Source organism: Streptomyces sp. NPDC050625 (assembly GCF_040654755.1).
Lineage (GTDB): Bacteria > Actinomycetota > Actinomycetes > Streptomycetales > Streptomycetaceae > Streptomyces.
The window spans coordinates 279492-303387 of sequence record NZ_JBFAIQ010000008.1 but is presented as its reverse complement, the minus strand read 5'-3'; the positions used below and the strand labels follow the sequence as shown (position 1 = coordinate 303387).

Below are 23896 nucleotides of genomic sequence, written 5' to 3'. Positions count from 1 at the left end.
TCCGCCGCGTGCCTAGCGGACGATGCGTGCAACCGCTCCGTCCGCGGGGTCCCCGTACTTCGAGATCAGTTGCTCGTCGCTCATGCGGTCGACTTCTTCGTTCCGTGCGACGGGAAAGATCACGTGGGTGTCCGTGTCCGTCCAGTACTCGACGACGCGGTGTGTGGCGGTGGCTCGGCTCATGGGGGGCTCCCTTGCGACGGGTGGGGTTCAGGTTGCATCTGCGAAGATTGAGGGTCAAGAGGAAAGGGGGCTTCCGTTTCGGTCGGCGGAGGCGTAGGTTCCGTTTACCCCGCGTCGGCGCCTTGCAAGGTGTCGGCCCGCCGGTCCCGGGATGGCGGGCCACGCGGGGGCCAAGCGCCTGGCCGCCGTCGAGCGCGCCGGGTCGGAGACGTGCCGTACCTGGGCCGCAGACAGATGCCGGCTCTCGGGCAGGAAGACGCCGGTCAGGGCGGCCAGTTCGAGCGCGCCGGTCCCCAACAGTGCGGCGTGATCCGTCACCAGGCGGGGCGTCAGCTCCTCGCGGCACGAGTCGATCGCACCGCACGTGGCGAGACGGAACGCCGTTCCTCTTGTTGCGGTGACCGGATGACCTGCCGGACCTTTCGCCGTCCCGCCGCTGAAAAGTGCACCGCATCCGTCATGACGTGGGGCACCCACCGTTCGGCCTGATCTCCACTCCCTGGACGCCGAGTTGGCCAGAGCCGGACTACCGGAGATCCCGCACCGACGTGGCCCGTGCGACATCCCTGTGTCGCCTGCGCCAAGTCCGCGACCGCAGAGGCGAAGGCGCTCGGATGGATGTACGTTTGGTCGTAGTGGCTGCGTGACCGCCGTCGGCGGCCGGGCAAGGGGCGCCCGGTTCGTGATCGGCGTACCGGTCGGCGTACCGGAAGGGGCTCCGCATGAGACCGCGGCAGGCACCATCCCATGGTCCGAGGGGGAAGAGGGCAGTCTGGCCCGTCCCGCTGCTGTCGCTCGCGCTGGCGGGCGCAAGCCTGGGCGGAGGTTCCCCCTCGCACGCCGCGGTCGTATCGGAAGCACCCGCTTCGACGACGGGGAGTACGACCGCGACGGCGACCTGCGTCGACAAGGTCTACGGGGCAATGACCGGGCCGCAAAGAGTCGGCCAGCTCTTCATGGGCGCCGTCGCCGCCTCGAACCCCGACCAGAACCGGATCCAGGTGCTGCGCCAGAACCACGTCGGGTCGGTCTTCCTGGCCGGACGCAGTACGGCGGGTACGAAGGCGACCAAGACCCTGGTCGACGGTCTTCAGGCGAAGGCCGACACCGTGTCGGGGCACCGCGTGGGCCTGCTGGTGTCCACCGACCAGGAGGGCGGCAAGGTGCAGGTGCTGTCCGGCCCCGGGTTCTCGACCATGCCGAGCGCACTGGTGCAGGGAACCTGGTCGACCTCGAAGCTCCGTACCGAGGCCACCACATGGGCGAAGCAGCTCAAGTCGGCCGGTGTGAATCTGAACCTCGCGCCCGTCGCCGATGTCGTCCCGGCCAGCCTGGGCAGGAACAACGCACCGATCGGCCGGTACGACCGCGAGTTCGGCCACACGGCCGCGACGGTGACCCCTCACAGCAACGCGTTCGCCGCCGGCTTCGCCCAAGCCAACGTACTGGCCACGCTCAAGCACTTCCCGGGACTGGGCTACGTCCGCGGCAACACCGACACCACGGCGAACGTGGTGGACTCGGTGACGACGAGCAAGAGCTCGAGCATCATCCCGTTCAGCTCGGGAATCAAGGCGGGCGCACCCTTCGTCATGATCTCTCTGGCCACGTACAGCAAGATCGACCCGAAGCATCAGGCCGTGTTCTCCTCGACGGTGATCCAGGGACTGCTGCGCGAGACACTCGGCTTCAAGGGCGTGGTGATCTCGGACGACCTCGGGAACGCGGTGGCGGTGAAGGCGGTGGCCCCGGCCAACCGCGCCCTCAACTTCCTGTCGTCCGGCGGAGACCTGGTCCTGACCGTCGAGCCCAACCTGGTTCCGGCCATGGCCAAGGCCGTACAGATCCGGATGGCGAAGGACGCGACCTTCCGTGCGCAGGTCGACCAGAGCGTCCACCGCATCCTGGCCGCCAAGCAGAAGGCGGGCTTGCTGTACTGCGGCTGACAGCGGCGGCGGTTGCCGAGAGCCGGTCGGTCATCGGCTGAGTACGCGTGCGGTGATCTCCTCCGCAGCTTCGTGACACTCAGGACCGAACCCCAGCTACCCACGGGCTTTTACCCTACCGATCCCCTGCGGTCAAGTCACGACTCATCGGAACGTGACCGCGTGCCGCCGATGGGGCGTACTTGAAGTGCGGTCCTCACCGGAGAGGAAATCCGGAGAGGAAATCCGCAAGTGAATGGCAAGAGCGCCTTAATCGGTAGGAATCGGTAGGAGAGCAATTATGACCCGCATTATTCACACGCAGAACAACGGCCGTCCCAAGCGCCGGGGCTTTCGCCTCGCGGCGTTCGTCGCCTCGGCCGCGGTGATCACCGGGGGCATCGTCCTTCCGGCGTCCGCCGCGACCGCCGCCCCGATGCCCGCCGCGGGCGTCGTGAGCTTCGTCCACGGCGGCGGTGCCGGTGGTGACGGCGGCGACGGGGGCGGCGGCCTGATCGGCGGCGGCGGTGGCTCCGGCGGCTCCGGTGGCGGCAGCGTCCTGGGTGTCGGCGGCACCGGCGGCAACGGGGGCAACGGCGGCAACGGCATCCTGGCCGGCGGTGGTGGCGGCGGCGGTGGTGGCGGCGGCGACGGTCTCATCGGCGGCAACGGCGGTAAGGGCGGCAACGGCGGTACCGGTCTGTTCGGCGGCAACGGCGGCGGCGGTGGCGGCGGTGGCGACGGTGTCATCGGCGGCAACGGCGGCAAGGGCGGCAACGGAGGATTCGGCGTCTTCCAGGGCGGCAATGGCGGCAAGGGCGGCGCCGGTGGGTTCGGCGTTCTGCTCGGCGGCCTGGGCGGCGGCGGTGGCGCCGGCGGCGGCAGCATCTTCTGACCGCTCCACCCGTGGGGCGGGGGCCCGTACGGCCTCCGCCCCCACTGATCAACGCGAGCGGAGTCGGGCAAGCCGACGCAGCGCCCGCAGAACCACATCCTCGCTCAAGGAAAACGGAGAACCCCATGTCCAGAATTCGCTGGCGGCGGCCGCTCGTGCTGGCAGTGGCCTCGGTGGCCCTCGCCACCGGCACCGCGTGTGCCGCCCAGGCGTCGCCGGGTGTCGCCCCGGGCGTCAGCCAGGTGGCCCCGGCCGACCATGCCCACTGCGGCCAGGGCGGGGAGGGCGGCAAGGGCGGTGCGCCCGGTGAGCCGGGGGAGCCGGGCAAGCCCGGCGGGCGCGGCTGCTTCACGCTCGGCGACCTGCCCGACAAACCCAAGTCCGAGCTCACGGTCGTGGACAAGCTACGCATCGTGCTGATCGTGGAGTCCGGGCACGCGAAGAAGTCCGACGTCGCCAAGAAGTACAAGGTCTCGGAGAAGGAGATCGACACCTGGGTCAAGCAGGTCCGCGACGGTGACTGGGCCGCGCTGCTGAACCTGAATTCCCTCTTCGGCTCCTGAGAGGCATACCGGACGCCCCGACTCGATGCGGGTCGGGGCGTTCCTGTGAAGTCCCGAATTCTCGTAACGAAAAACAATTCTTCGAAAAGGGAAACATCATGCGTGTGCATTCTTGGAAGGCCCGTCTTGGACTCACCGTTTCCACGGCCCTGACCGCCGGTCTGGCGGCCGGAGCCATGGCGCCGACCGCGATGGCGGCACCGATGCCGCAGAGTCCTACGGCCACGACGGCTGCCGCCCGGCAGCTTCCCGCCGACGGCATCCAGCCGGGTGGCGCCGGACAGTTCGGCAGCGGGTCGTTCGGCTCCGTCACCGTGGGCAACGGCAGCCTCCGCATCGGCGACCAGGTGTGTGCGGGCAGCTGCAACGGGACCGTCAACGGGAGCAACGGCGGCACGGGCGGTATCTGTGCCGGGCTGTGCGAGGGCAGCGCCAACGGCGGCACCGGCACGACCGGCGCACCGGGCCGTGAGGGCGGCATCGGGGGCAAGGGCGGCATCTGTGCCGGGATCTGCGGCGGCAGCGCGAACGGCGGCACCGGCGGGACGGGCGGGATCGCGGTGGGCACCGGCGACGGTGGCAAGGGCGGCAAGGGCGGCACCGGAGGGATCTGCCTCGGCCTCGGCTGCGAGACCGGTGGCGCGGGCGGCAAGGGTGGCACCGGCGGCAGCGGTTGACACCCATCGCCGCGGGCCGACAAGGTGGCCGGGATTGGGGAGTTTTGCGGCTGATGGCAGGCCGCTCGGCGGGCACCGGGGGGTGGGGCAAGGAGCTCCCGAAGCCACGCCGGAGGAGCGAGATGGGGGAGTCATGAGGCCGCTCGAAGCGGGGGATCCCGCCTCTGTCGGGGAGGGCAAGTACCGGCTGGTCGGCCGGCTCGGCCAAGGCGGGATGGGTGTCGTCTACTTCGGCCGGTCGCGGTCGGGCCGGGCGGTGGCCGTCAAGGTCGTACGGCCGGAGCTGAGCACGGAACCGGGCTTTCGGCGCAGGTTCGCCGACGAAGTGGCCGCGGCTCGTCGCGTCGGCGGCTTCCATACAGCGCCTGTCGTGGACGCCGACCCGGACGGCGAGCCGGCCTGGCTGGTGACGGCCTTCGTGCCCGGACCCACGCTGCAGGCAGTGCTCGACCGGGTGGGCCCCCTGCCCGTGGACACGCTCACCGTGCTGGCCGCCGGCCTCGCCGAGGCGTTGGGGGCGATTCACCAGGCCGGGGTCATCCACCGCGACCTGAAGCCCGCCAACATCATCATCGCGGAGGACGGCCCCCGGGTCATCGACTTCGGCATCGCGCGGGCCCTCGACGGTACGGCCCTCACACAGACCGGGTTCCAGATCGGCACCCCCGGCTTCCTCGCGCCGGAGCAGCTCACCGGCGGCACGCTCACTCCCGCGGTGGACATGTTCGCCCTGGGTGTGGTGCTCGGCCAGGCGGCGGGCGCCGCTCCCTTCGGCGACGGGGCGTCGGCGGCCCGGCACTACCGCGTCGTCCACGAACAGCCGGACCTCACGGGCGTCCCCGGCCAACTGCGCGGGCTCGTCGCGGCCTGCCTGGCCAAGGACCCGCGGGAGCGGCCCAGTCCGGCGGAGTTCCTGAATCACCTGACGGTCCACCATCCGTCGGACGGTGTCTGGCTGCCCGCGGAGGCGACCGCGCTCGTACGGGGCCAGGACCCGGCGGCGTACGTCGCACCGCCGGAGCGTCCAACAGCCGCGCCCACCGACCCGCGCACGACCATGGCTGCCCCACCGACGGTTGCCGAGGGGACGGCCGTGGCCTCCCACCCCCGGACCGTCCAGCCACCGCCCGGCCCCGGCTTCGGGCCCGCGCCCACCTTCAGACCTGACCCTGGACCGCAGACCGGCGGCCCAGTCCCACCCGGCGGCTCCTTCGCGCCCGGCGGTCCCGGCCCGGTGGGCGGTGCCGAGGAGCGGCGCGGCCGTCGCGGGGCGGTCGTCGCCGTGGCGGCGCTGCTGGCCGCGGCGGCCACCGTGGGCCTGCTCGTGTGGCAGCCCTGGGCCGGTTCCGGCAAGACCGGCGACGATGCCAAGGGTGGCTCGTCGCCCCGGCGAGCGACCCCCGCGGCGTTTCCCGACGCCCCGCTGCTCGTCCGGCTGGACACGGCCCCCGGTTCGTCGACCTCGACATGCCACAGCGTGATCGGCCGCCGCGATTCCACCACGGACAACCCCAAACAGCTGATCGACGGCACGTGCGACGTCCTCCCGCAGTGGTCCCCCGACCACAGGTCGATCGCGTTCACACGCAAGACCGGGCAGGAATCGGCGGTCTGGACGGCGAACGCGGACGGCACCGGCGTCCGCCGTATCGCCGCCATCTCGGGCGGCCGGGTGTCCTGGTCCCCGGACGGCAGACAACTGGCCGTCCTGCGCCGGCAGGACGGCGTGCAGCAGCTGTTCGTCGTGAACGTCTCGGACGGCTCCGCCCAGCAACTGACCACCGGCACCGGGAAGGTGGAGGACCCGGCGTGGTCCCCCGACGGCAAGCACATCGCCGTCTGTCTGCAGAAGACGTCGGGCTGGCAGATCCACCTCGTCGATCCGTCGCAGCCGGGCGCCGAACCCCGGCAGGTGACCCACCAGTCCCGGCGGGCGCTCGACCCCGTCTGGTCCCCGGACGGCAAGTACTTCGCCTACACCGCCGGGGCGCCCGGCGCGGGGACAGGGGGAGACATCCACATCATCAGGACCGACGGCACGGGCGACAGGGCACTGGTGGAGACCTCGGCCCAGGAGATGGACCCGGTCTGGTCGCCTGACGGCAAGTGGGTGGCCTTCGTCCGGGGGCCCTTCGACCAACCGGCCGTCTGGGCCATCCGCACCGACGGTACGGGCGACCGCAAGCTCACCACCGGCAGCACGCCGGAGGGCCACCCTTCCTGGCGCTGAGCCACGGGGCACGGTCACGGGCGCCGGCGTTTGTCAGTGCACGACTGTCAGCGCGCGACTGTCAGTGCACGACGTCGAAGACCTGCTTCTGCAGGCCGTTGGCGTAGGCGGCGTGCTCGACCAGCTTCAGCTTCTGGGTGTCCTTGTCCGTGGTGCTGAACAGACGCTTGCCCGCGCCGAGCAGCAGCGGGAAGACCAGCAGGTGGTACCGGTCGATCAGGCCCGCGTCCGAGAGACTGTGGTTCAGGGAGGCGCTGCCGTGGACGATGATCGGGCCTCCGTCGGTCTCCTTCAGGGCGGCGACCTGGTCGATCGAGCGCAGGATCGTGGTCTCGCCCCAGTTCGAGACCAGGTCGGCGTCGGTCAGGGTGGTGGAGACGACGTACTTCGGCATCGTCTTGTAGTCGGCGAATTCCTCCATGTCCGGCCACACCGGGCTGAACGCCTGGTAGCTGACCCGGCCCAGCAAGATCGCGGTGGCTTCCTTCTGCTCCCGCCCCTTGATTTCGAACGCCTCGGGAAGGAACTCGACGTCCTTGAAGGTCCATCCGGCGTTCCGGTAACCGGGTTCGCCGCCCGGCGCCTCGACGACGCCGTCGAGCGAGATGAAGGCAGTGCTGATCAGAGTGCGCATCCTGGCTTCCTTGATGTCTGGTGTCCGGGTTTCCGGTGCAGTCCGCTGACCGGGCGGTGCCTGCGGCACGCTCCCAGCCTCCGTCCGACAAAAAAATTTGTCAAGGAAAACTGAGTTGTCGTATGATCGGGAATCCGGGTGCACGGGGGCGGGGGCGCTGGCAGCATGCAGCCCATGATCTTTTCCGATGCCGCCCGTGACTCCCTGGAAGGCCTTGCCCTCGGGGACGCTTTCGGGGAGCGCTGGTTTCCGCGCTTCCGTCCCGCTTCGGAGGCTTTCGAGGCGATCCAGGAGCGCCGGACGCCAGAGGAGCTGGCGTGGCACTGGACCGACGACACGGCAATGGCGCTCTCGGTCTGCCGAGTCCTGGAGACGCACGGCGCGGTTCACCAGGACGACCTGGCAGCGACGTTCGCCGCGACCTACCTCGCCGACGCCGCCCGCGGCTACGGATACGGCATGCACGAACTGCTGCCCAAGCTCGCTGAACGGCCGTCGAGTTGGCGTGTCCACACGCGCGGCCTCTTCGGCGGCCAGGGCAGTCTCGGCAACGGGGCGGCGATGCGGGTGGCGCCGCTGGGCGCGTGGTTCTGCGACGACCTGCAGGAAGTAGCCGAGCAGGCCGCGTTCTCCGCCGAGGTCACACACGCCCACCCGGAGGGTGTCGCGGGCGCGGTGGCCGTGGCAGTGGCGTCCGCACTGGCCGCGCGCAGCCGGAACCAGCCTGCGCCGCAGGGGCCGGAGCTGCTGCGGCAGGTCGCCGAGCGCACGCCCGCGGGGCCGATCCGCGACGGCCTGCGGGAGGCGGTCGGCCTGCCCGCGGCCACGCCCCCGTGGCGGGCCGCCGACATCCTGGGCAACGGTCAGCGGATCCGGGCGAGCGACACCGTACCGTTCGCGCTGTGGTCCGCCGCCCGGCACCTCGACAGTCTCGTCGACGCGTTGTGGACCACCGCGGAGGGGTTCGGCGACGTCGACACCACCTGCGCCATCACCGGCGGCACGGTCGCGGCACGGACCGGCCTGGCCGGGATCCCCCGGACGTGGCTGGAGCGTCGCGAACCACTGCCCGATTGGGTCGGCAGCGTGGAACGCGGAACGGGCTCGGCGGGATGAGGTGAGGTGGGCCGGAGGCGGTGCGCGAGGGGAGATGGGCGCTGGGCGCTGGGCCGGACGGGTGTAGTCCGACCTGCCCACAGCCGTGGTGCAGTGTGTCGAGGCCGGAGGCGTCGGCGGGGGAGCCGACGCCGGCCGTGCGGTTGCCGCGGTCCGACGGCTGCTGTCGACCCTCCTGCAGCGCGCAACTCCGCGAACTGGCCGGGCCTGGGGCGATCGGTGCCGAAGCAGTGCATGGTGCGTCTGTGGCAACCCCTCGTCACGGATCAGGCGCCCGCCGGTCACTCGCTGTCGATGTTCGGCCGGACCTCGACGATGGCGTCGGCGTCCTCCACCTCGCCCACCTCGTCGCGCCAGAGACAGACCCGTACGTGCTTCGCTCGGTGAAGACCGCGCGCCTTCCACTCGCTCATCAGGTCGGCGACGACGAGCGAGAGGGCGTACTGAGGGCCCTCGCTCGAATCGTCGGCGGTGATCGTGCCCTGCCACCGTTCGGGTTCGCTGCCGTAGGGGCGCCATCCCTCCGAGCCGTGCGGCTCGAACACCCGGTACGCCCAGTCCGTCTCGGTGCCCATAGCACCGATCGTGTCACTCAAGAGCGCCGTGCGCCGTATCGGATCGATGCCCACGACCGAGCGGCATGAGAAGCGGGCGCCGGTCGTCGGTCGGCTCACTCGGACAGGGGGGCCACACGGTCGCTCTCGACGTCCGTATGCGCGGGTCCGAGGGCGTACGCCCGCGTCACGCCCCCTCGGCGGTGAGCCGGCCGACGGCCCGGATGACCTGCCGTCGGGTGGCCGGCCGGCGGGCGAGGAAGGTCATCACCCGGTTCATGCGTCCCGCGATGACGCTGGGCGGCGGGTTCCTGCGGTCGAGGGCGGTCAACGCGGTGCGGACGACGTCGACGGGCGAGGCGAGCCTGGTCCCGGCGGCCCGTTCGGTGCCGACGACGTCGAAGAACTCGGTCCGGGTGGCGCCTGGGGACAGGGCCAGCACCCGCAGACCGGTGCCGGGGGACTCCTCCCACAGCGCCTCGGTGAGGCTCAGTACGAACGCCTTGGTCGCCCCGTAGAGCGCCATGCGGGGGTTGGGCTGGTAGGCGGCCATGCTCGCCACGTTGACCAGCACCCCGCGACCCGCCGTCCGCAGCTGCCCGATGAAGGCGCGGCTGATGTCCGCCACCGCGGACACGTCGACGGCGATCTCACGCCGCAGCCGTTCCGGATTCGCCTCGTGGAAGGGGCCGAATCCGGCGAACCCGGCGTTGTTGATCACGCTGGTGACGGGCAGGCCGAGCCGCCCCAGTCGCTCGGCCAGCTCCTGCCCGGGGTTGCCGGTGGCCAGGACCTTGTGGGACCGAACGCGGCAGCGTCGTGTCCAGGCGATCCTGGACACGGCGCTGCGGCTGTTCGCCGAGCAGGGCTACGAGCGGACGACGATCGCGCAGATCGCGCGGGAGGCGGGCTCTCGCAGCGCTCCCTGTTCCGCTACTTCGGGACCAAGGAGGACCTGGTCTGCGGGGACCAGGAGGCGCTCGGTGAGCTGCTGAAACAGACGGTGGAGCGACAGCCGGCGGAGGTGTCCCCCTGGGATGCCCTGCGGGCCGGATTCGAGGTCGTCCTCACCGCCAACCACACCCCGGAGCGGGTGCTGGAGCTGTCCCGGCTGATCTTCGCGACCCCGTCGCTGCGCGCCCGCTACGTCGAGAAGCGGCTGCGCCGGCAGGCCGACCTCGTCCCGGTCGTCCAGGCCCGCCTGGGCCCCGGCCACGGTCCCGGCCCCGACCGGACTGCCGGCGGGGCGCGTGGACCGGCCGTCGACCCACGCGCCAACGCGATCGTCGCGACCGCCTTCGCCTGCGTCGACACGGCCACCGAGCTCTGGGCCGAGCACGACGGACGCCTCGACCTCGCGGACCTCTACGACCAATGCCTCGCGGCGGTGCGCGACAGCGGCTGAGACGCGCATCCGCTTGCTCGCTTGCGGGGAAGGTCGGTGGGTCCGTACGGGACGGGGACGAGACCGGTCGCCGACTGCCGTCTTACGGGCGCCAGTCCGCCTCCAGGTCATGGGAGTCGGTCTTGGTGAGCTGGGTCAGTCCGGTGCCGTCGGCCCGTACCAGGTAGAGGTGTTCGGGGTCCGCGTCGTCGGTCCCGCCTCTGGTGAAGACCAGGCGGCTGCCGTCGGGGGACCAGGAGGGGTTCTTGTCGTTGCGGCGGGCGGCGGTGATGCGGTGCAGTCCGGTGCCGTCGGGTCGGACGAGGTAGAGGTGGGCGAAGCCCGAGGAGTCCACGCGGCTGAAGGCGATCCGGTTGTTGTGCGACCAGTCGGGCGTCCAGTCGTGCGAGCCGGCCGCGGTGATGGCCGTCTGCGCCAGGGTGGACAGCCGGATCCGCATCACCCTGCTGTGCCCGGCCGCGTCCGCGCGGTTGAAGGCCAGGTACTTGCCGTCCGGGGACCAGGTCGGATGGAGGTCGTCCGCGGCGGTGTGGGTGAGCCGGGTGGCCGGGGTGCCGTCGACGTCGGCCACATAGATCTCGCGCTGGGTGCCGACGGGCTTGGCGTAGGCGATCCGCTTGCCGTCCGGGGACCACGCCGGGTCGGAGGCGCCCTTGGTGCCGGGGACGGCCTTCAGGTCGCCGCCGGCGCTCTTCATCGTCCAGATGCCGTCGATGGCGCCACCGGATCCATAGCGGACGAAGGCCACCCGCTTGCCGTCCGGAGACCAACTGGGCATCACATCGCTGATGGTGGAGGTGTGGGTGAGCTGAACGGGCGTGCCGCCACTGGGGGAGATCGCGTAGAGGTCCTCGATGGGCGCTGTTGCGGTGTAGCGGGCGAAGACGATCGGGTGGTCCCCGGCCGCCCCCGCGTCTCCTGCGGCCCCGAGGGTCAGCGGCACGGCCATGACGAGCGCCGTGGCGCTCACTGCCGCCCGGCGCCGCGTTGTGCCGAATGTGCCGGTCCTGCGAACTCTCCGAGCACTTACGGTGGTTCTGCCGTCGTCGGTGCTGTGCTGTTGGCGCATCAAGGTGTCCACCCCGTTTTCTCCCGGCGACCCGCTGAGGGCCGCTTCGGCCGGTAAAGATCCCATCCGGTGGGGCTCCGGGGGAAGCGACGGCAGCTGTCGGTACGAGCCCTGTGACATGTTCCGTACCTCGCTGTCACATGCGATGCGGTGCGGTGCGGTGCGGACGCGCGGTGGCCACGAACTGCGCGAGTCGGGAGTTCATCTGATTCTGGCGTACGGAGCTGAACTGCCCCCTGCTGGGCGTATGATTACCGACCGTACACGGAGGGGTGGGGCCCATGGACCGTGCAGCTGTCGGGGTGTTGGTCGAGGCCGCCGCCGATGGTGACAAGGCGGCGTGGGACGCGCTCGTGGAGGAGTTCAGCCCGCTGGTGTGGGCCGTCGTACGAGGGCATGGGCTCTCGGACGCCGACTGCGATGAGGTCTACCAGGAGGTCTGGTTCCGCTTCGTCGTGACTTTGAAGGACTTCCCCGAACCGGAGGGGGCCGGGGTCTGGTTCGCGGGCGCCGCGCGCCAAGAATCCCTGGAAGCGCTGAAGAGCCCAAGGCGTGACGATCCGGGATTGCGCGACCGGAAGACCGAGGATCGCGTCCCCGAGGAAGCGCGGCCCGGTTCGGCATCAAGTGCCGCCGAGGCTGATCGCATCAGGATCCTGTGGGAGGAGTTCGAGCAACTCGGGCCTCGATGCAGGCAGTTGCTGCGCATTCTGATGACCTCCCCGCCGCCCAGCTACGCGGAAGTGTCCGCCGCGACAGGCCTCGCGGTGGGCAGCATCGGGCCGATGCGTCAGCGGTGTCTGCGCCGCCTTCGAGCCCGCGTCGATGCGCGGTGGGACGGCGTTGCCGGTCGCAATGACGGCAGTGGCGCTGTCGATTCTGGACGGTCTGCGCGTCGCGGTGGCTGTCCGCATGGCCCGGAGACGGTGGCCCATGACCCGATCGACGTCATGACGGGCGGCACAGCCCAGCCCTCTCCAGCCACAGACGGCGACGCGGTGTTTGCCGATCCATCGGCCCTGCCGGGCTGTCAGGTTCACCTGACGCTCCTGGACGAGGTCCCCCGTGCCGGGACATCCGTGCGCCTGGCCGTGCAACTCGTGGCCGAGGCCGCGCATCCCTGGGCCCGCCCGGGTGCCCGACCCCCACTGGACGTCGTGGCGAAGCCGATGAGTGCCGCGGAGGTGGTGCCGGCCACGATGTCGTACGGCTCTGGGACCACTGATTCCGTGCAGTTCCATGTCACGGCTGCGGAATCCGGCACGCACCGGATCCGGTTCACCTTTCTGCACCACGACACGGGTATCGTCCTCCAACAGGTGGAAACGGACCTTGACATCGCGCCTCGTGAACCCACTGGGTTGCGGAAGCCATGGTCGAGGCCGCGCAGGGGGAGGTCCTGACCCAGTGCCCCGCACCTTGACCACCCGGGTCGTCCAGGACCCCAGCGACGGTTTCCGATTCCTGCCGCACCTGGAGACGAAGCCGCCCGATCTCCGTGTCAGCTTCGATGTCCTCGGCGGCGGGCGGATTCGGGCCCGGATGTCGGGCGCGTCCGTTCCGGCGCTCCAGGGCACCGAGCACAAGACCGACCTGAGTGTCCGGCCCGATGAGGTCCACAGCGCGGCGGCCCGACTGTGCGCCCGCTGGAAGGAGATGTTCGTTGATTTCCAACCGGTCGACGATCAAGGCCGGACTCTGCGGGACCGGCGGCGCCCGTACGCAACAGTCGCCGACCTCAGCGCCGAACCAGAGGACGAACTGCGCCGGGCAGTGACCCATCTGGCCCGCGGCGGGGAATCTCTGCTGTTCGATGTACTGCTGCGCGGAGACGACGCATGCACCGAGCTGTTCCGCACGTATCTGCGGTCAGCCCTGTCCCGCGAGGGGTTGAGGGTGAGGTTCGACTCCGATCTGCATCTGCCCTGGCCCATGCTCTGTGTGGCCGATGAGTCCACCACGTCCGCGGCGCCTTTGAACGTTCTGTTCGCCCGCTTCCTCGGCCATCGGCATCAGATCGAGCACACGGGCGACGCGTATGCGTGGATCGGGCCGCCCCGTACGGCATCGCAGCGGCCCATGGTCAGCCTGAACCATGATGTCCGCGTGGGCCGTACCACCCGGGCGGACGAGGTCGCGAAGGCATTGACGGAGGGCACGACATGCATCGTGCGGACGACCTACGAGGATCTGGTCCGCGACTTCCAGGCCTCGGATCTGGACGAGCAGTTGATGTACTTCTGGTGCCATGGCGAGTTCATCGGCAACGGGCCCGAACCCCAGGTCCTGGCAATCAGGCTCACGGACGGTGTCCCTTTCGACGGCCACACCGTACGCGAACTGCGGGCACGCCACCGGCACGGCTGTTTCCGGCCGCTTGTTCTGCTGAATGCCTGTCATGCCGGAGTCTCCGGGGCGAGCACGGACCGCGCGTTCCTCGGACGCATGCTCATCGAGCACGGTGCACAGGGTGTGATCGGGCCTCAGATCTCGATGCCGCAGGCGTTTGCCGCCGAGTACGCACTTGAGTTCATCACGCGATACCTGCGTGGCGAGGCGACCGCCGGCCACATCGCATTTGAACTGGCCCGGCACTTCGCCGCCCGGTACCGCAACCCTCTTGGTTTCGCCTACGCACTGCATTGCGGCATGGACGCCAGTCTGGAACGGACGAGCGGAGGTGAGACATGAGCCGTGTCGCCGAGGTCGAGACCGTCGACCTGGACGAGACCGGCTGGCTGCTCGACGCGGGTTCCGGTGAGCCCGTACCCGAGCACCGGCTGCGCGAGTACTTCGCGGAGCGTCTCGCCCCGCCCGACTGAGCGACGGACATCCTGGTCTACGTCCACGGCTGGCAGACCTCCCCCCGCTCCGCCCGCCGCACCGCCGAACGGCTGTTGACCTTGGCGCGCGGCAACCTGGCGGCGGCCCCCGCCCGGTATCCGGCCCTGTCGGCCGAGGGCTTCAGCCCATGGTGCGTCGCGGTGCGCTGGCCATCGTCCAGTCCGGTCACCCCTGCCGGCTACCGCAGAATCCGGGACCGGGCGCACACGATGGGCGCACGCGACGGAGGCGGACACGCCGCGCACGTCCTGGGCGGACTCCTCGGCTATCTGAACGCCGAGCGCGCCGATCCTGAGGAGGCGCCCGTGCCGGCCAACCGCGACGGGCAGTACCTCCACCTCGTCGGGCACTCCTTCGGTTGCCGGTTCCTGTGCGAGGCGGTGCAGTGGGCGGCGGACGCTCGGCTCGTCGACACACTCGATTGGAGCGCGGCGAGCCACTTGCCTTCCCGTCCGTTCACCGCGGACAGCATGTTGTTGTTCCAGATGGCCACACGGCGCGACGCGTTCCTCTCGCTCTTCCGGCACCTCCTGCCGGGTGATGGGCACGACGGAGCTCCTCTGAGGGGCCCCGTCGTCGCCACGTACTCCCGCCACGACCGGGCGACGGGGTTCTGGCATCTGCGCGCCGAGCGCCAGGCCGGCATCGGGCATTCCGGGATCGGTCCAGCACCCACGCCTGTCTTCACCACACGTCTGCTGCCGCTCGACGAGCGGTACCCGCTCACGGCGCTCGACCACCGCTTCGTCAACCTCGACGCCTCCGACGTGTACGTCCGTGGTCGCCGCCTCAATCCGGCGGGGGCTCACTCCGACCATGTGCGCGCGGAGTCGGCCCACCTGCTGCTCACCCTCGCGGACTACTCGCGCTGACCGGCACCGGTCAGGAACGCACGTTTGGGCGCGTCGAGTCCCAAGCGTGCTGCGCCGGTCGGCTGGGCACGGGCATCACCCGTGGGACCGGACTTCGGGGGTGTACCCCCCGTCCGAGGGAGACAGTCCCCCCGTGCGCGGGATCATGCCGCGGCTCCCGACGGCTGTACTGGAACGGTCAGCCAGTCAGGGAAGAGACCGCTGCGCCGCTCCGGGTCGGGTGCCGTCGCGGTGGTCGTGGCTCAGGAGGAATCACGATGCACACATGGACGAGACGGCGCGTGCTGACCGCGGCGGCCATGACGGCGGGCCTCACCGTCCCGGCCGTCGCACCCGCGGCGGCCGTAGTGGGGCACCGGACCCCCCTCGGCGACGACGACATTCTGACGGCTCTGCAGGCCCTGCCCGGGCTGCGGGTGATCGAGGAACGGCAGGGCGCCGAGCCCGGGTACCGCTTCTTCGTCCTCGGCCTGCGCCAGCCGGCCGACCACACGAACCCCGCGGCCGGGACCTTCGAGCAGCGCCTGACACTGCTGCACACCTCCGTCGACCGCCCCACCGTCCTGTTCAGCACGGGCTACGAGGCGGTACTCACGCCCCGGCGGGCCGAACCGACCGTGCTGCTGGGCGGCAACCAGCTCCAGGTCGAGCACCGTTTCTTCGGCACCTCGCGCCCGGCGAACGCCGACCACTCCCTGCTGACCATCCGCCAGGCAGCCGACGACCACCACCGCGTCGTCCGTCTCTTCCGCCGGCTCTACCGCGGCGCGTGGATCTCCACCGGCAGCAGCAAGGGCGGCATGACCAGCGTCTACCACCGCCGCTTCCACCCCCACGACGTGGACGGCACGGTGGCCTACTCCGCCCCGAACAACGTCGACGACCGTGACAACACCGCGTACCTGCGGTTCCTGGAGAACGTGGGTACCGCCGACTGCCGCGAGGCCCTGCGGACAGTGCAGCGGCAGGCCCTGATGCGCCGCACCGAGCTGGTCGCCCGCTACGAGGCCTGGGCCGCCGCCGGCAACACCGCGTTCCGCATCGTCGGCAGTGCCGACAAGGCCCTCGAAATCGCCGTACTGCGCGCCCCGTTCATGTTCTGGCAGCGCAACACCGCCGCGGACCTCGCCTCCGTCCCCGGCCCGGAGGCCGGTACCGACGAGCTGTACGCGTGGCTGGACGACATCACTGGCCTGCCCCTCTATGCCGACGCGGCCCTGCGGCACTACGTCCCGTACTTCTACCAACTCGGCACCCAGCTCGGGTACCTCGCCTTCCCCACCCGCCATCTGTCCGACCTCCTGCGGTATCCGAACGCCGTCGAGCCCCGTACGTTCGTCCCGCGCGACATCCCGATGCGCTTCGACCGCGACGCCATGCCGGACATCGACCGCTGGGTCCGGCGTCACGGCAGCCGTCTCCTCTTCGTCAACGGCGCCCAGGACCCCTCCGTCGCCGAGCCCTTCCGGCCCAGCGCCCACGACTCCCGCATCCTGTGGGCCCCCGATGCCAACCACAGCACCGCGATCGCCGAACTGTCCCCCGCCGACCGTGCAGAGGCCGTCGGCATGCTCACCCGCTGGGCAGAGAGCACGCAACTGGCCCGGTCGATGCCCGAACGACGGCCGTGAACGGCACTCTGCTGGACGACACATGGCGCCCGCAGCGAGAGTAGAGTAACCGCACTCGGGGGGCGCACACATGGTGCGGATGGCAATCAGCCCGTCCGGGTTCTCATCCGCAGAGATTCGAGAACCTCTCCTACCTGGGCTACTCCTACGGCACGTACCTGGGCGCCGTTTATGCCCAGATGTTCCCCGAGCGGACCGATTGCTCCAACTCGGCAACACCCCGGCCAAGGTGAAGAAGACGTTCTGGGACCTGATCGCCCGGGCCGACCGCACTCCCATCGACGTCGGTGGCGAAAAGCGCAATGGGGACGACATCCGCGCCGGCCTGCGCGCCGAGTTCTTCACCCCAAGTCCGCCGCCGAAGCGGTCGTCGACCTCAAGAGGGCCGCCGACGGCCATGCCCCTCCCACCGTTCCTCCGTGCCGGACGACCGGCAGGGACCGCGCCGGTCCGCGGCTCCCGCCGCCCAGCCGCCGGCCGACAACGGCTCCGCCGTCTTCTGGACCGTCGTCTGCGGTGACACCGCAGCCTGGCCGCGCGACCCCGAGCAGTACCGGCCCGACGCGATCCGGGACAAGGCCAAATACCCGCTCTACGGCGACTTCGGCTCCAACATCACACCCTGCGCATTCTGGGACAGGCCGGCCGAGCCGGTCACCACGGTGGACAACAAGGTCGGCCTGCTCACCGTCCAGAACCAGTGGGACTCCCAGACCTCCCTGACCAGCGGCCTCGGTTGCACCGCGCCCTGAAGGGCTCGCGCATGGTGTACGTCAAGGGCGGCGAGGGCCACGGCGTCTACTCCGAAGACCCGCGCTCCTGCGCCAAACCGCACCATCAACGCCTACCTGAGCAACGGAAAGCTCCCGGCACAGGACGTCACCAGCATGACGTCCGGACGCCAGAGCCCCGGCGTGAACCAACGCATCGTCCCGACGCCACAGCACACACCGGAAGCCCCCCGCTTCTGGTAGGGAGAGGGGAAAGGAGAGGAGAAGCAGCGATGGCCGAGCGCGTCATTGAGGCGGATGGCATCGAGTTGTGCACCGAGTCCTTCGGTGACCCGTCGGATCCGCCGATTCTGCTGATCATGGGCATCGGGGCTTCGATGCTCTGGTGGGAGGAGGGCTTTTGCCGGATGCTCGCCGAGGGCGGGCGCTTCGTGATCCGTTACGACCACCGCGACACCGGCCGGTCGGTCACGTACGAGCCGGGCCGTCCCGGATACACCGGCGCCGACCTGGTCGGCGACGCCGCCCGCGTGCTCGACGCCCATGAGGTCCCGGCAGCGCACGTCGTGGGTGTCTCGGCCGGAGGGGCACTCGCGCAGCGGCTCGCGCTCGACCACGCCGATCAGGTCCTCTCACTCGTCCTGATCAGTACATCCTCCGCTGTGCCCGGCGACCGTGAGCTGCCTGCGCCGACCGAGGAGTTCACTCGGTTCGTCTCGGACGCGCACGTCGATTGGTCGGATCCCGACTCGGTGATCGACTACCAAGTGGCCTACGCGCGCATGCTCGCCGGTGACCGGCGCCCGTTCGATGAGACCGCCGCACGCAGCCTTGTCCGTCGCGACGTCGAGCGCGCGCACGACTTCACCGCGGTCCACAACCACGACTCGCTTGCGGACGGCGAGCTCTCGCAAGCGCCCTTGTCCTCGATCGCCGTGCCCACGCTGGTGATTCATGGGACCGCCGATCCGATGTTCCCGCTCCGGCACGGCGAGGCACTCGCGGAACAGATCCCCGAGGCAAGGCTGTTGACTCTCAAGGACGCCGGTCACGGGGTCGAGCGAGCCGACTGGACGACGATCGTCTCCGCAGTCCTGGATCACACGGCCGCAGAATAGATCCGGGCTACTGTCGCCGAGGGCGTGAACCCACGGACCGATCGACGCATCCACCTACCCACTGGCAGGCCTGGCTGGAACCGCTCGCCCCCTGTGGTCGTCTTGTGCGCTGACTGTGCACAAAACAGGAACGCGGGGGGCGTTGTGACACGGAAAGTGACGAAGGCCGGTCTCATGGTGGTGGCCATGGCGACGGTGCTCGGGGCCTCGGCCTGCGGCGGGGAAGCCGGCGCGGCGGCCGGAGGGAGCGGTGGGAAGCTCCCCGCGCACGGGAAGGGGGAGTCCGTGGCGCCCTCCGGGGACGGGGTGTCGTCCGGCTCGGCGCCGGCATCTCCCGGCGCCGTGGGGAAGCTGTCCGGGATCGCGCAGGCCGGGGTGTCGCCCATCACCCGGCACGTACCGTGGAACCTGGACATCCTGGACCAGCGGTCACGGCCGTTGAACGGGAAGCTCACCACCACCGCCACGGGCAAGGGCGTTCATGTCTACGTGATCGACACCGGGATGGACATCGCCCACAAGGAGTTCGGTGGACGCGCCCACCTCGGCGCCGACTTCGTGGGCCCGAAGGACTCCGGTGACTGCTTCAGCGAAGCGGGAACCGGCCACGGAACGTTCGTCGCGGGCATCATCGGCGGGGCGCGGTACGGGGTGGCGCCCAAGGCGGAACTCGTACGGGTCCAGGGCATCCTGTGCGAGAGCGAGGGCGGTGGCTCCCCGGCGGCGGCCGAGGCGGCCCTGGTGAAGTCGGTCAAGTGGGTCACCGCGCACGCGCAGAAGCCTGCGGTGGTGAACATGTCGCTCAACCTCGACCACCGGTCGGCGGCCCTGGAGTCCGCCGTGAAGAAGATGGTCGACGCGGGCATCCCGACGGTGGTGTCGGCCGGCAACTTCCATGACGACGCCTGCAAGCACTCCCCGGCAGGGGTCCCCGGCACGATCGTCGTAGCGGCCTCCACCTCGAACGACCGCGTGTGGAGCGACGGCGGCTCCTACGGATCGGGGTACGGACGGTGCGTGGACCTGTACGCCCCCGGCCAGAAGGTGACCGCCGCACTCGCCGGTGGCGGTACGACCACGGAGAACGACGGCGCGACGTCCTGGGCCGCGCCGCATGCGACCGGCGTGATCGCCCTGTACCTGTCGGCGCACCCGCACGCCACGGCCAACCAGGTCCACGTCTGGCTCGACCACACGGCCACCCGCGGTGTCGTGCGCGGCGTCTGCTCCGACACTCCCAACCGGCTGCTCAACACCGGCGGCCTCTGACCCGCGCCGGCCTTCCCGGACGAGGGCGACTGCGCCCACGCCACTGTCGCGTTCGCACGTAGGTTTTACCGTCCCGTGGTTGCCGCCCCCACGGGACGGTCGGATTCTTGGTCACCATGCCGTCGGGCAACTGGTTCTGCTGGTCACGGGGGGTGAACGGGTCCCTCCGCGTTGAGCGGGGAATGTTCATGCACCTCGAGTTCCGGCACCTCCGTGTCCTGCTGACTGTCGCCGAGGCCGGCAGCATCCGCAAGGCCGCCGCACGGCTGCAGCTTTCCCAGCCGGCCATGAGTGCTCAGCTGAAGCGGATCGAACACGAGTTGGGCGGCCCGCTCTTCATCCGCGGTGCCGATGGGGTGAAGCCGAACGAGAACGGGCAGTACGTCCTGCGCTGCGCCCGTGACCTCGTCGTCGGCTTCGACCGGCTTCGCGAGCACGCGCGCTCGGCGGCCGAGGCCGACAGACAGGCCACCGCCCCGCTGAGGGCGGGCGGAACCGCCGGCGCGCTGGTGTCGCTGCTGGTCTCCGCCCTCTTCGAACTCGTCCCGGAACGAAGGCTCACCATAGATGCCCGCCGCTCCGTGCACACCCTGGTGAAATCGCTGAGCCTGTCGAAATGCGACATCGCGGTGTTCGGCGAGTTCCCGGGCTTCCCTCTCTCGGTCGGCGAGTCGGTGGCGACGCGCACACTGCTCCGTGAGCCGGTCTTCGTCCTGCTCGCCGAGGACCACCCCCTGGCGCGCCAGGAGATGGTCGGTCTCCATGAGCTGGCGGGTGAGGACTGGGTCATGCCGGAGGCCGACGAGAGCGGTGTGCACGCGTACCTTCATCTCACCTGCCAGTCGGCGGGATTCACTCCAAGCATCGCCCATGTGACGTCGGACCTGTCCGTGGCGCAGGTCCTGGTCGCCGGCCGGCGTGCCGTCTGCGGGGTGTGGCCGACCGCCGATGTGTCCGCGCGGGGTACCGTACAGCGGCCGCTCGTGGACGTCCCGTTCCACCGGCGGCTGCTGCTGGCCTGGAATACGGAATCGGTTCCGCCCGAGCTCGCCGACGCGGCCGGCGAGCGTCTGCTGACCGCCTATCTGTCGCTGGTGCAGCAGCGGCCGCAGTATCTGGCCTGGTGGAAGGACGGGGGAGAGGAGTTCGCCCTCAGGGCGAGCAAGTGACCGGCTGGCGCACCCTCCCCAAGCCCTATAGCTCCGCAGCTATATCCCAGATGAAGTCACGTCAGGGACATGTCACCTGCTGAACACTTCGCGTCAACGTCCAAGGACGTCGTCACCCCACGACGAGCGAAGGAATCACCCCGTCATGTCCCGTCCTTTTCTTGCCCTTTCCGCGATGGTCGCCGCCGGTGTCATCACCACGGGTGCGATGGCCGTACCGGCGCACTCGCAGACCAACGCGGTGCAGCGCGGAAACTCCGTCCGCGACACGGCGATATCCCAGGCCAAGGCGAACGTGACCCGGCACGCCGACACCTTCGGGTTCGGCGCGGGACAGTCGCTCCAGGTCAAGGACGTCGTGATCGACGCCGACGGCACCCAGCACGTCCGCTTCGAGCGGACCTACCGCGGCCTTCCCGTCGTCGGCGGCGACTTCGTCGTCCACCAGAACGCCGACGGCTCGTTCAAGGGATCTGCCCGCGCCAAGGCCCACAAAGTGGCGCTCAAGTCCGTCGCGCCCGCCGTCGACGCCAAGGGCACCGCGGCCGGCGCCCTGAAGCGCACGCACGGGTTGGCGCGCAACGCCAAGTCCACCCCCGAGCTGATCGTATGGGCTGCCGACGGTTCCCCGCGCCTGGCCTGGCGCACCACCGTGCAGGGCGTGGGTGACAAGGGCCAGCCGCACGGCGAGGTCTTCGTCACCGACGCCACCACCGGCGCGGCGATCGAGAACTACGACGTCGAGCGCGAGGCGACCGGCACCGGCCACTCCGAGTACACCGGTGACGTCAGCATCGACACCACCCAACAGGCCGACGGCACCTTCGCCCTGGTCGACCCGGTGCGCGGCCACATCACCAAGGACGCGCACAATCTGTCGTCCTCGTCCCTGAAAAGCACCTCCGGCACCCTGTTCACCGACGCCGACAACATCTGGGGCGACGGCAGGAAGTTCTCCACCGACCGCGCCACCGCCGCCGTCGACGCACACGCCAACACCGCGGAGACGTTCGACTACTACAAGACGACCTTCGGCCGCAACGGCATCAAGAACGACGGCCGCGGTGCGACCGTCTTCGTCCACGTCGGCACCAACTGGGACAACGCCCAGTGGTCGGACTCCTGCTTCTGCATGATGACCGGCGACGGCAACGGCAGCACCGACCCCGAGCAGGTCGACCTCGACACCATGGGCCACGAGATGACGCACGGCGTCACCTCGGCCACCGCCAACCTGCGCTACAGCGGTGAGTCCGGCGGCCTGAACGAGGCCACCAGCGACATCCTCGGCACCATGGTCGAGTGGTACGCCAACAACCCGGTCGACACCCCCGACTACCTTTTCAGCGACCAGTCCACCCCGCCGTGGCTGCGCCGCTTCGACAAGCCGTCCCTGGACGGCCGCTCCGCCGACTGCTGGTCGAAGTCCGTCGGCCGCCTCGACGTGCACTACTCCTCGGGCGTCGGCAACCACTGGTTCTACCTCGCGAGCGAGGGCAGCGGCGCCAAGACCATCAACGGCGTCTCCTACGACAGCCCCACCTGCAACAGCTCCACCGTCACCGGCATCGGCAACCAGAAGGCCTCCGCCATCTGGTACCGGGCGCTGACCGTCTACATGACCTCCACCACGGACTACAAGGGCGCCCGCACCGCGACTCTGAACGCGGCGAAGGACCTCTACGGCGCCACCAGCCCCGAGTACGCCGCCGTGGCCGCGGCCTGGAGCGCGGTCAAGGTCTCCTGACGCACCGACGCACCGCCTGATCCATGGGAGCCGACCCGGACGACGACCCCACAGCCGTCGCCCGGGCCCCGGCGTTCCGGCGACGCCGTCCCCTTTCGACAGTCGGGCAACCGTTCCAGCGATGCATGGCCGATGCCAGGCGACCTCGTCACTCCGAGCCGTAGTACAGCCGGAGGAACTCCTCCATCGCCGCGTCGACGCCGGCGCGGTCACCGGTGGCGAGCAGGTCCAGCAGCAGACCGCGGACGGTGGCGAGTCCCAGCCGGGCGCGGTTGCGGGCCGCGGCAGGTTCCGCGCCCGCGTCGACCTCGGCGGCCACGAGTGGTTCCAGCCAGTCCGTCACGAGCCCTTCCAGGACCGGGACGGCCTCTGGGCGGCCCCGCAGCGCCTGCCCGCAGATTTCGAAGAACAGCCGCTCCTGACCGGCCAGCCGAGGGTCCGTCAGCTGCTGCCACAGCTGCCGCGCGGCATCGGCGGGTGAGAGACCGGGCTCCAGGCGGAGCCGGGACAGCAGCTCGCGCTGGCGTCGCTCCGACGTCCGGACGATCTCGACGAGCAGCCGCTCCTTGGAACCGAAGTAGTGGATGAGCATGCGGTGACTGACGCCGATCGCTGCACCCAGGCGGCGCAGGCTGAGGTCCCCGATGCCGTGTGCCACGACGTGGTCGACAGCCGCGTCCACCAGTTGCGCGCGCCGGTCCCGGTCCGATCCTTGCCCGGCCTCGGCCTCGGAATGTGAGTCGTCCGTATTCACCACAACGTGAGTGTACCAATTGGTACATGTCGCATGTACCGTGTGGTACATGAAGTCTGTCACCGTGTCGATCGACGTTCCGCAGACGCCCGAGCAGGTCTACGACTTCCTCGATGTCATGGCTCACCACGAGCGCTTCACCGACCACTATCTGACCGACTGGAGCTTCAGCGGCCCCGGCCGCGGCATCGGATCGTGCGCCACGGTCACCGCCGCGCTGGGTGGTACGAAGACCGACGTCACCGTCGAGGTCGTCGAGGCCGACGCGCCGCGGCGCATCGTCGAACGCAACGTCAGCGCGGCCGGCCGACGCCCGGCCCACGGCACTTACACCATCGAACCGCTGCAAACCGGAGGGAGCCACGTCTCGTTCACGTACGCCTGGGCGCGGGCTCCTCTCGCCGACCGGCTGCTCGCCCCGGTCGTACGGACCACGATGCGGCGAGCCAACCGCACGGTCATGCAACGCATGGCCACCGAGTTGGCTCGCCGAGAACAATGACAGGAGAT

The 23896-nt window shown here is 70.1% G+C and carries 24 protein-coding genes and 1 pseudogene; 19 read left to right on the top strand and 6 right to left on the bottom strand.

Annotated features, from left to right (window positions below):
- Positions 1 to 12: 12 nt before the first annotated feature.
- Positions 13 to 183, bottom strand: coding sequence for a hypothetical protein (locus AB0I54_RS21740; protein WP_363297705.1), 171 nt, complete (start codon positions 181 to 183; stop codon positions 13 to 15).
- 923 nt (positions 184 to 1106) lie between these two features.
- Between AB0I54_RS21740 and AB0I54_RS21735 the strand changes: the two genes are divergently transcribed.
- The 5 genes from AB0I54_RS21735 to AB0I54_RS21715 all read left to right on the top strand — a co-directional run bounded on the left by AB0I54_RS21735 (position 1107) and on the right by AB0I54_RS21715 (position 6473).
- Positions 1107 to 2129 carry a glycoside hydrolase family 3 N-terminal domain-containing protein gene (locus tag AB0I54_RS21735; RefSeq protein WP_363297704.1) on the top strand — a complete coding sequence of 341 codons (1023 nt, stop codon included), beginning with the start codon at positions 1107 to 1109 and terminating at the stop codon, positions 2127 to 2129.
- Positions 2130 to 2409: 280 nt separating this feature from the next.
- The gene (locus tag AB0I54_RS21730) at positions 2410 to 3003 is read left to right on the top strand and encodes a hypothetical protein (protein WP_363297703.1); all 594 of its coding nucleotides are present in this window, start codon (positions 2410 to 2412) and stop codon (positions 3001 to 3003) included.
- Between the two features lie 125 nt (positions 3004 to 3128).
- Positions 3129 to 3566, top strand: coding sequence for a helix-turn-helix domain-containing protein (locus tag AB0I54_RS21725; protein ID WP_363297702.1), 438 nt, complete (start codon positions 3129 to 3131; stop codon positions 3564 to 3566).
- A 98-nt stretch (positions 3567 to 3664) separates the two neighbouring features.
- A complete protein-coding gene (locus AB0I54_RS21720) occupies positions 3665 to 4243 on the top strand; it encodes a hypothetical protein (protein ID WP_363297701.1) in 579 nt (192 codons plus the stop codon).
- Positions 4244 to 4376: 133 nt separating this feature from the next.
- Positions 4377 to 6473 (top strand): protein kinase, encoded by a 2097-nt coding sequence (locus tag AB0I54_RS21715; protein WP_363297700.1) that lies wholly within the window; start codon positions 4377 to 4379, stop codon positions 6471 to 6473.
- A 61-nt stretch (positions 6474 to 6534) separates the two neighbouring features.
- Here AB0I54_RS21715 and AB0I54_RS21710 read toward each other — a convergent pair whose 3' ends face one another.
- Complete coding sequence (locus AB0I54_RS21710; RefSeq protein WP_363297699.1) at positions 6535 to 7107, bottom strand: dihydrofolate reductase family protein; 573 nt, start codon at positions 7105 to 7107, stop codon at positions 6535 to 6537.
- 174 nt (positions 7108 to 7281) lie between these two features.
- On the opposite strand from AB0I54_RS21710, the gene AB0I54_RS21705 reads away from it, so the two are divergent.
- A complete protein-coding gene (locus AB0I54_RS21705; RefSeq protein ID WP_363297698.1) occupies positions 7282 to 8223 on the top strand; it encodes an ADP-ribosylglycohydrolase family protein in 942 nt (313 codons plus the stop codon).
- 281 nt (positions 8224 to 8504) lie between these two features.
- Here AB0I54_RS21705 and AB0I54_RS21700 read toward each other — a convergent pair whose 3' ends face one another.
- Both AB0I54_RS21700 and AB0I54_RS21695 read right to left on the bottom strand, forming a co-directional pair.
- On the bottom strand, positions 8505 to 8798 hold the full coding sequence (locus AB0I54_RS21700; protein WP_363297697.1) for a hypothetical protein: 294 nt from the start codon (positions 8796 to 8798) through the stop codon (positions 8505 to 8507).
- Positions 8799 to 8964: 166 nt separating this feature from the next.
- Positions 8965 to 9618, bottom strand: a complete 654-nt coding sequence (locus tag AB0I54_RS21695; protein ID WP_363297696.1) for an SDR family NAD(P)-dependent oxidoreductase — start codon at positions 9616 to 9618, stop codon at positions 8965 to 8967.
- Between AB0I54_RS21695 and AB0I54_RS21690 the strand changes: the two genes are divergently transcribed.
- Entirely contained in the window at positions 9503 to 9772 is a 270-nt protein-coding gene (locus AB0I54_RS21690) for a helix-turn-helix domain-containing protein (protein WP_363297695.1), read from the top strand. The genes AB0I54_RS21695 and AB0I54_RS21690 overlap by 116 nt on opposite strands.
- 8 nt (positions 9773 to 9780) lie before the next feature.
- On the top strand, positions 9781 to 10182 hold the full coding sequence (locus AB0I54_RS21685; protein WP_363297694.1) for a hypothetical protein: 402 nt from the start codon (positions 9781 to 9783) through the stop codon (positions 10180 to 10182).
- Between the two features lie 82 nt (positions 10183 to 10264).
- Here AB0I54_RS21685 and AB0I54_RS21680 read toward each other — a convergent pair whose 3' ends face one another.
- A complete protein-coding gene (locus AB0I54_RS21680; RefSeq protein WP_363297693.1) occupies positions 10265 to 11152 on the bottom strand; it encodes a hypothetical protein in 888 nt (295 codons plus the stop codon).
- 380 nt (positions 11153 to 11532) lie between these two features.
- On the opposite strand from AB0I54_RS21680, the pseudogene AB0I54_RS21675 reads away from it, so the two are divergent.
- The 10 genes and pseudogenes from AB0I54_RS21675 to AB0I54_RS21630 all read left to right on the top strand — a co-directional run.
- Positions 11533 to 12084, top strand: a pseudogene (locus tag AB0I54_RS21675) (sigma-70 family RNA polymerase sigma factor); the annotation flags it as partial.
- Positions 12085 to 12658: 574 nt separating this feature from the next.
- Positions 12659 to 13942 (top strand): CHAT domain-containing protein, encoded by a 1284-nt coding sequence (locus AB0I54_RS21670; protein ID WP_363297692.1) that lies wholly within the window; start codon positions 12659 to 12661, stop codon positions 13940 to 13942.
- Positions 13939 to 14073, top strand: coding sequence for a hypothetical protein (locus AB0I54_RS21665; RefSeq protein ID WP_363297691.1), 135 nt, complete (start codon positions 13939 to 13941; stop codon positions 14071 to 14073). The genes AB0I54_RS21670 and AB0I54_RS21665 overlap by 4 nt, the downstream gene beginning before the upstream one ends.
- An 81-nt stretch (positions 14074 to 14154) precedes the next feature.
- Positions 14155 to 14967 (top strand): hypothetical protein, encoded by an 813-nt coding sequence (locus AB0I54_RS21660; protein ID WP_363297690.1) that lies wholly within the window; start codon positions 14155 to 14157, stop codon positions 14965 to 14967.
- A gap of 257 nt (positions 14968 to 15224) precedes the next feature.
- Entirely contained in the window at positions 15225 to 16598 is a 1374-nt protein-coding gene (locus AB0I54_RS21655) for a S28 family serine protease (protein WP_363297688.1), read from the top strand.
- Between the two features lie 419 nt (positions 16599 to 17017).
- Positions 17018 to 17350: a hypothetical protein gene (locus AB0I54_RS21650; protein ID WP_363297687.1), complete on the top strand. Its 333-nt coding sequence runs from the start codon at positions 17018 to 17020 to the stop codon at positions 17348 to 17350.
- Between the two features lie 251 nt (positions 17351 to 17601).
- The gene (locus AB0I54_RS21645; RefSeq protein ID WP_363297686.1) at positions 17602 to 18447 is read left to right on the top strand and encodes an alpha/beta fold hydrolase; all 846 of its coding nucleotides are present in this window, start codon (positions 17602 to 17604) and stop codon (positions 18445 to 18447) included.
- 156 nt (positions 18448 to 18603) lie between these two features.
- A complete protein-coding gene (locus tag AB0I54_RS21640; protein WP_363297685.1) occupies positions 18604 to 19716 on the top strand; it encodes a S8 family peptidase in 1113 nt (370 codons plus the stop codon).
- Positions 19717 to 19904: 188 nt separating this feature from the next.
- A complete protein-coding gene (locus tag AB0I54_RS21635; protein WP_363297684.1) occupies positions 19905 to 20885 on the top strand; it encodes a LysR family transcriptional regulator in 981 nt (326 codons plus the stop codon).
- A gap of 145 nt (positions 20886 to 21030) precedes the next feature.
- Complete coding sequence (locus AB0I54_RS21630; RefSeq protein WP_363297683.1) at positions 21031 to 22632, top strand: M4 family metallopeptidase; 1602 nt, start codon at positions 21031 to 21033, stop codon at positions 22630 to 22632.
- Between the two features lie 148 nt (positions 22633 to 22780).
- On the opposite strand, the gene AB0I54_RS21625 is transcribed toward AB0I54_RS21630, so the two are convergent.
- Positions 22781 to 23389, bottom strand: a complete 609-nt coding sequence (locus tag AB0I54_RS21625) for a TetR/AcrR family transcriptional regulator (RefSeq protein ID WP_363297682.1) — start codon at positions 23387 to 23389, stop codon at positions 22781 to 22783.
- Positions 23390 to 23435: 46 nt separating this feature from the next.
- Between AB0I54_RS21625 and AB0I54_RS21620 the strand changes: the two genes are divergently transcribed.
- Positions 23436 to 23888, top strand: coding sequence for an SRPBCC family protein (locus AB0I54_RS21620; RefSeq protein ID WP_363297681.1), 453 nt, complete (start codon positions 23436 to 23438; stop codon positions 23886 to 23888).
- Positions 23889 to 23896: the final 8 nt, after the last annotated feature.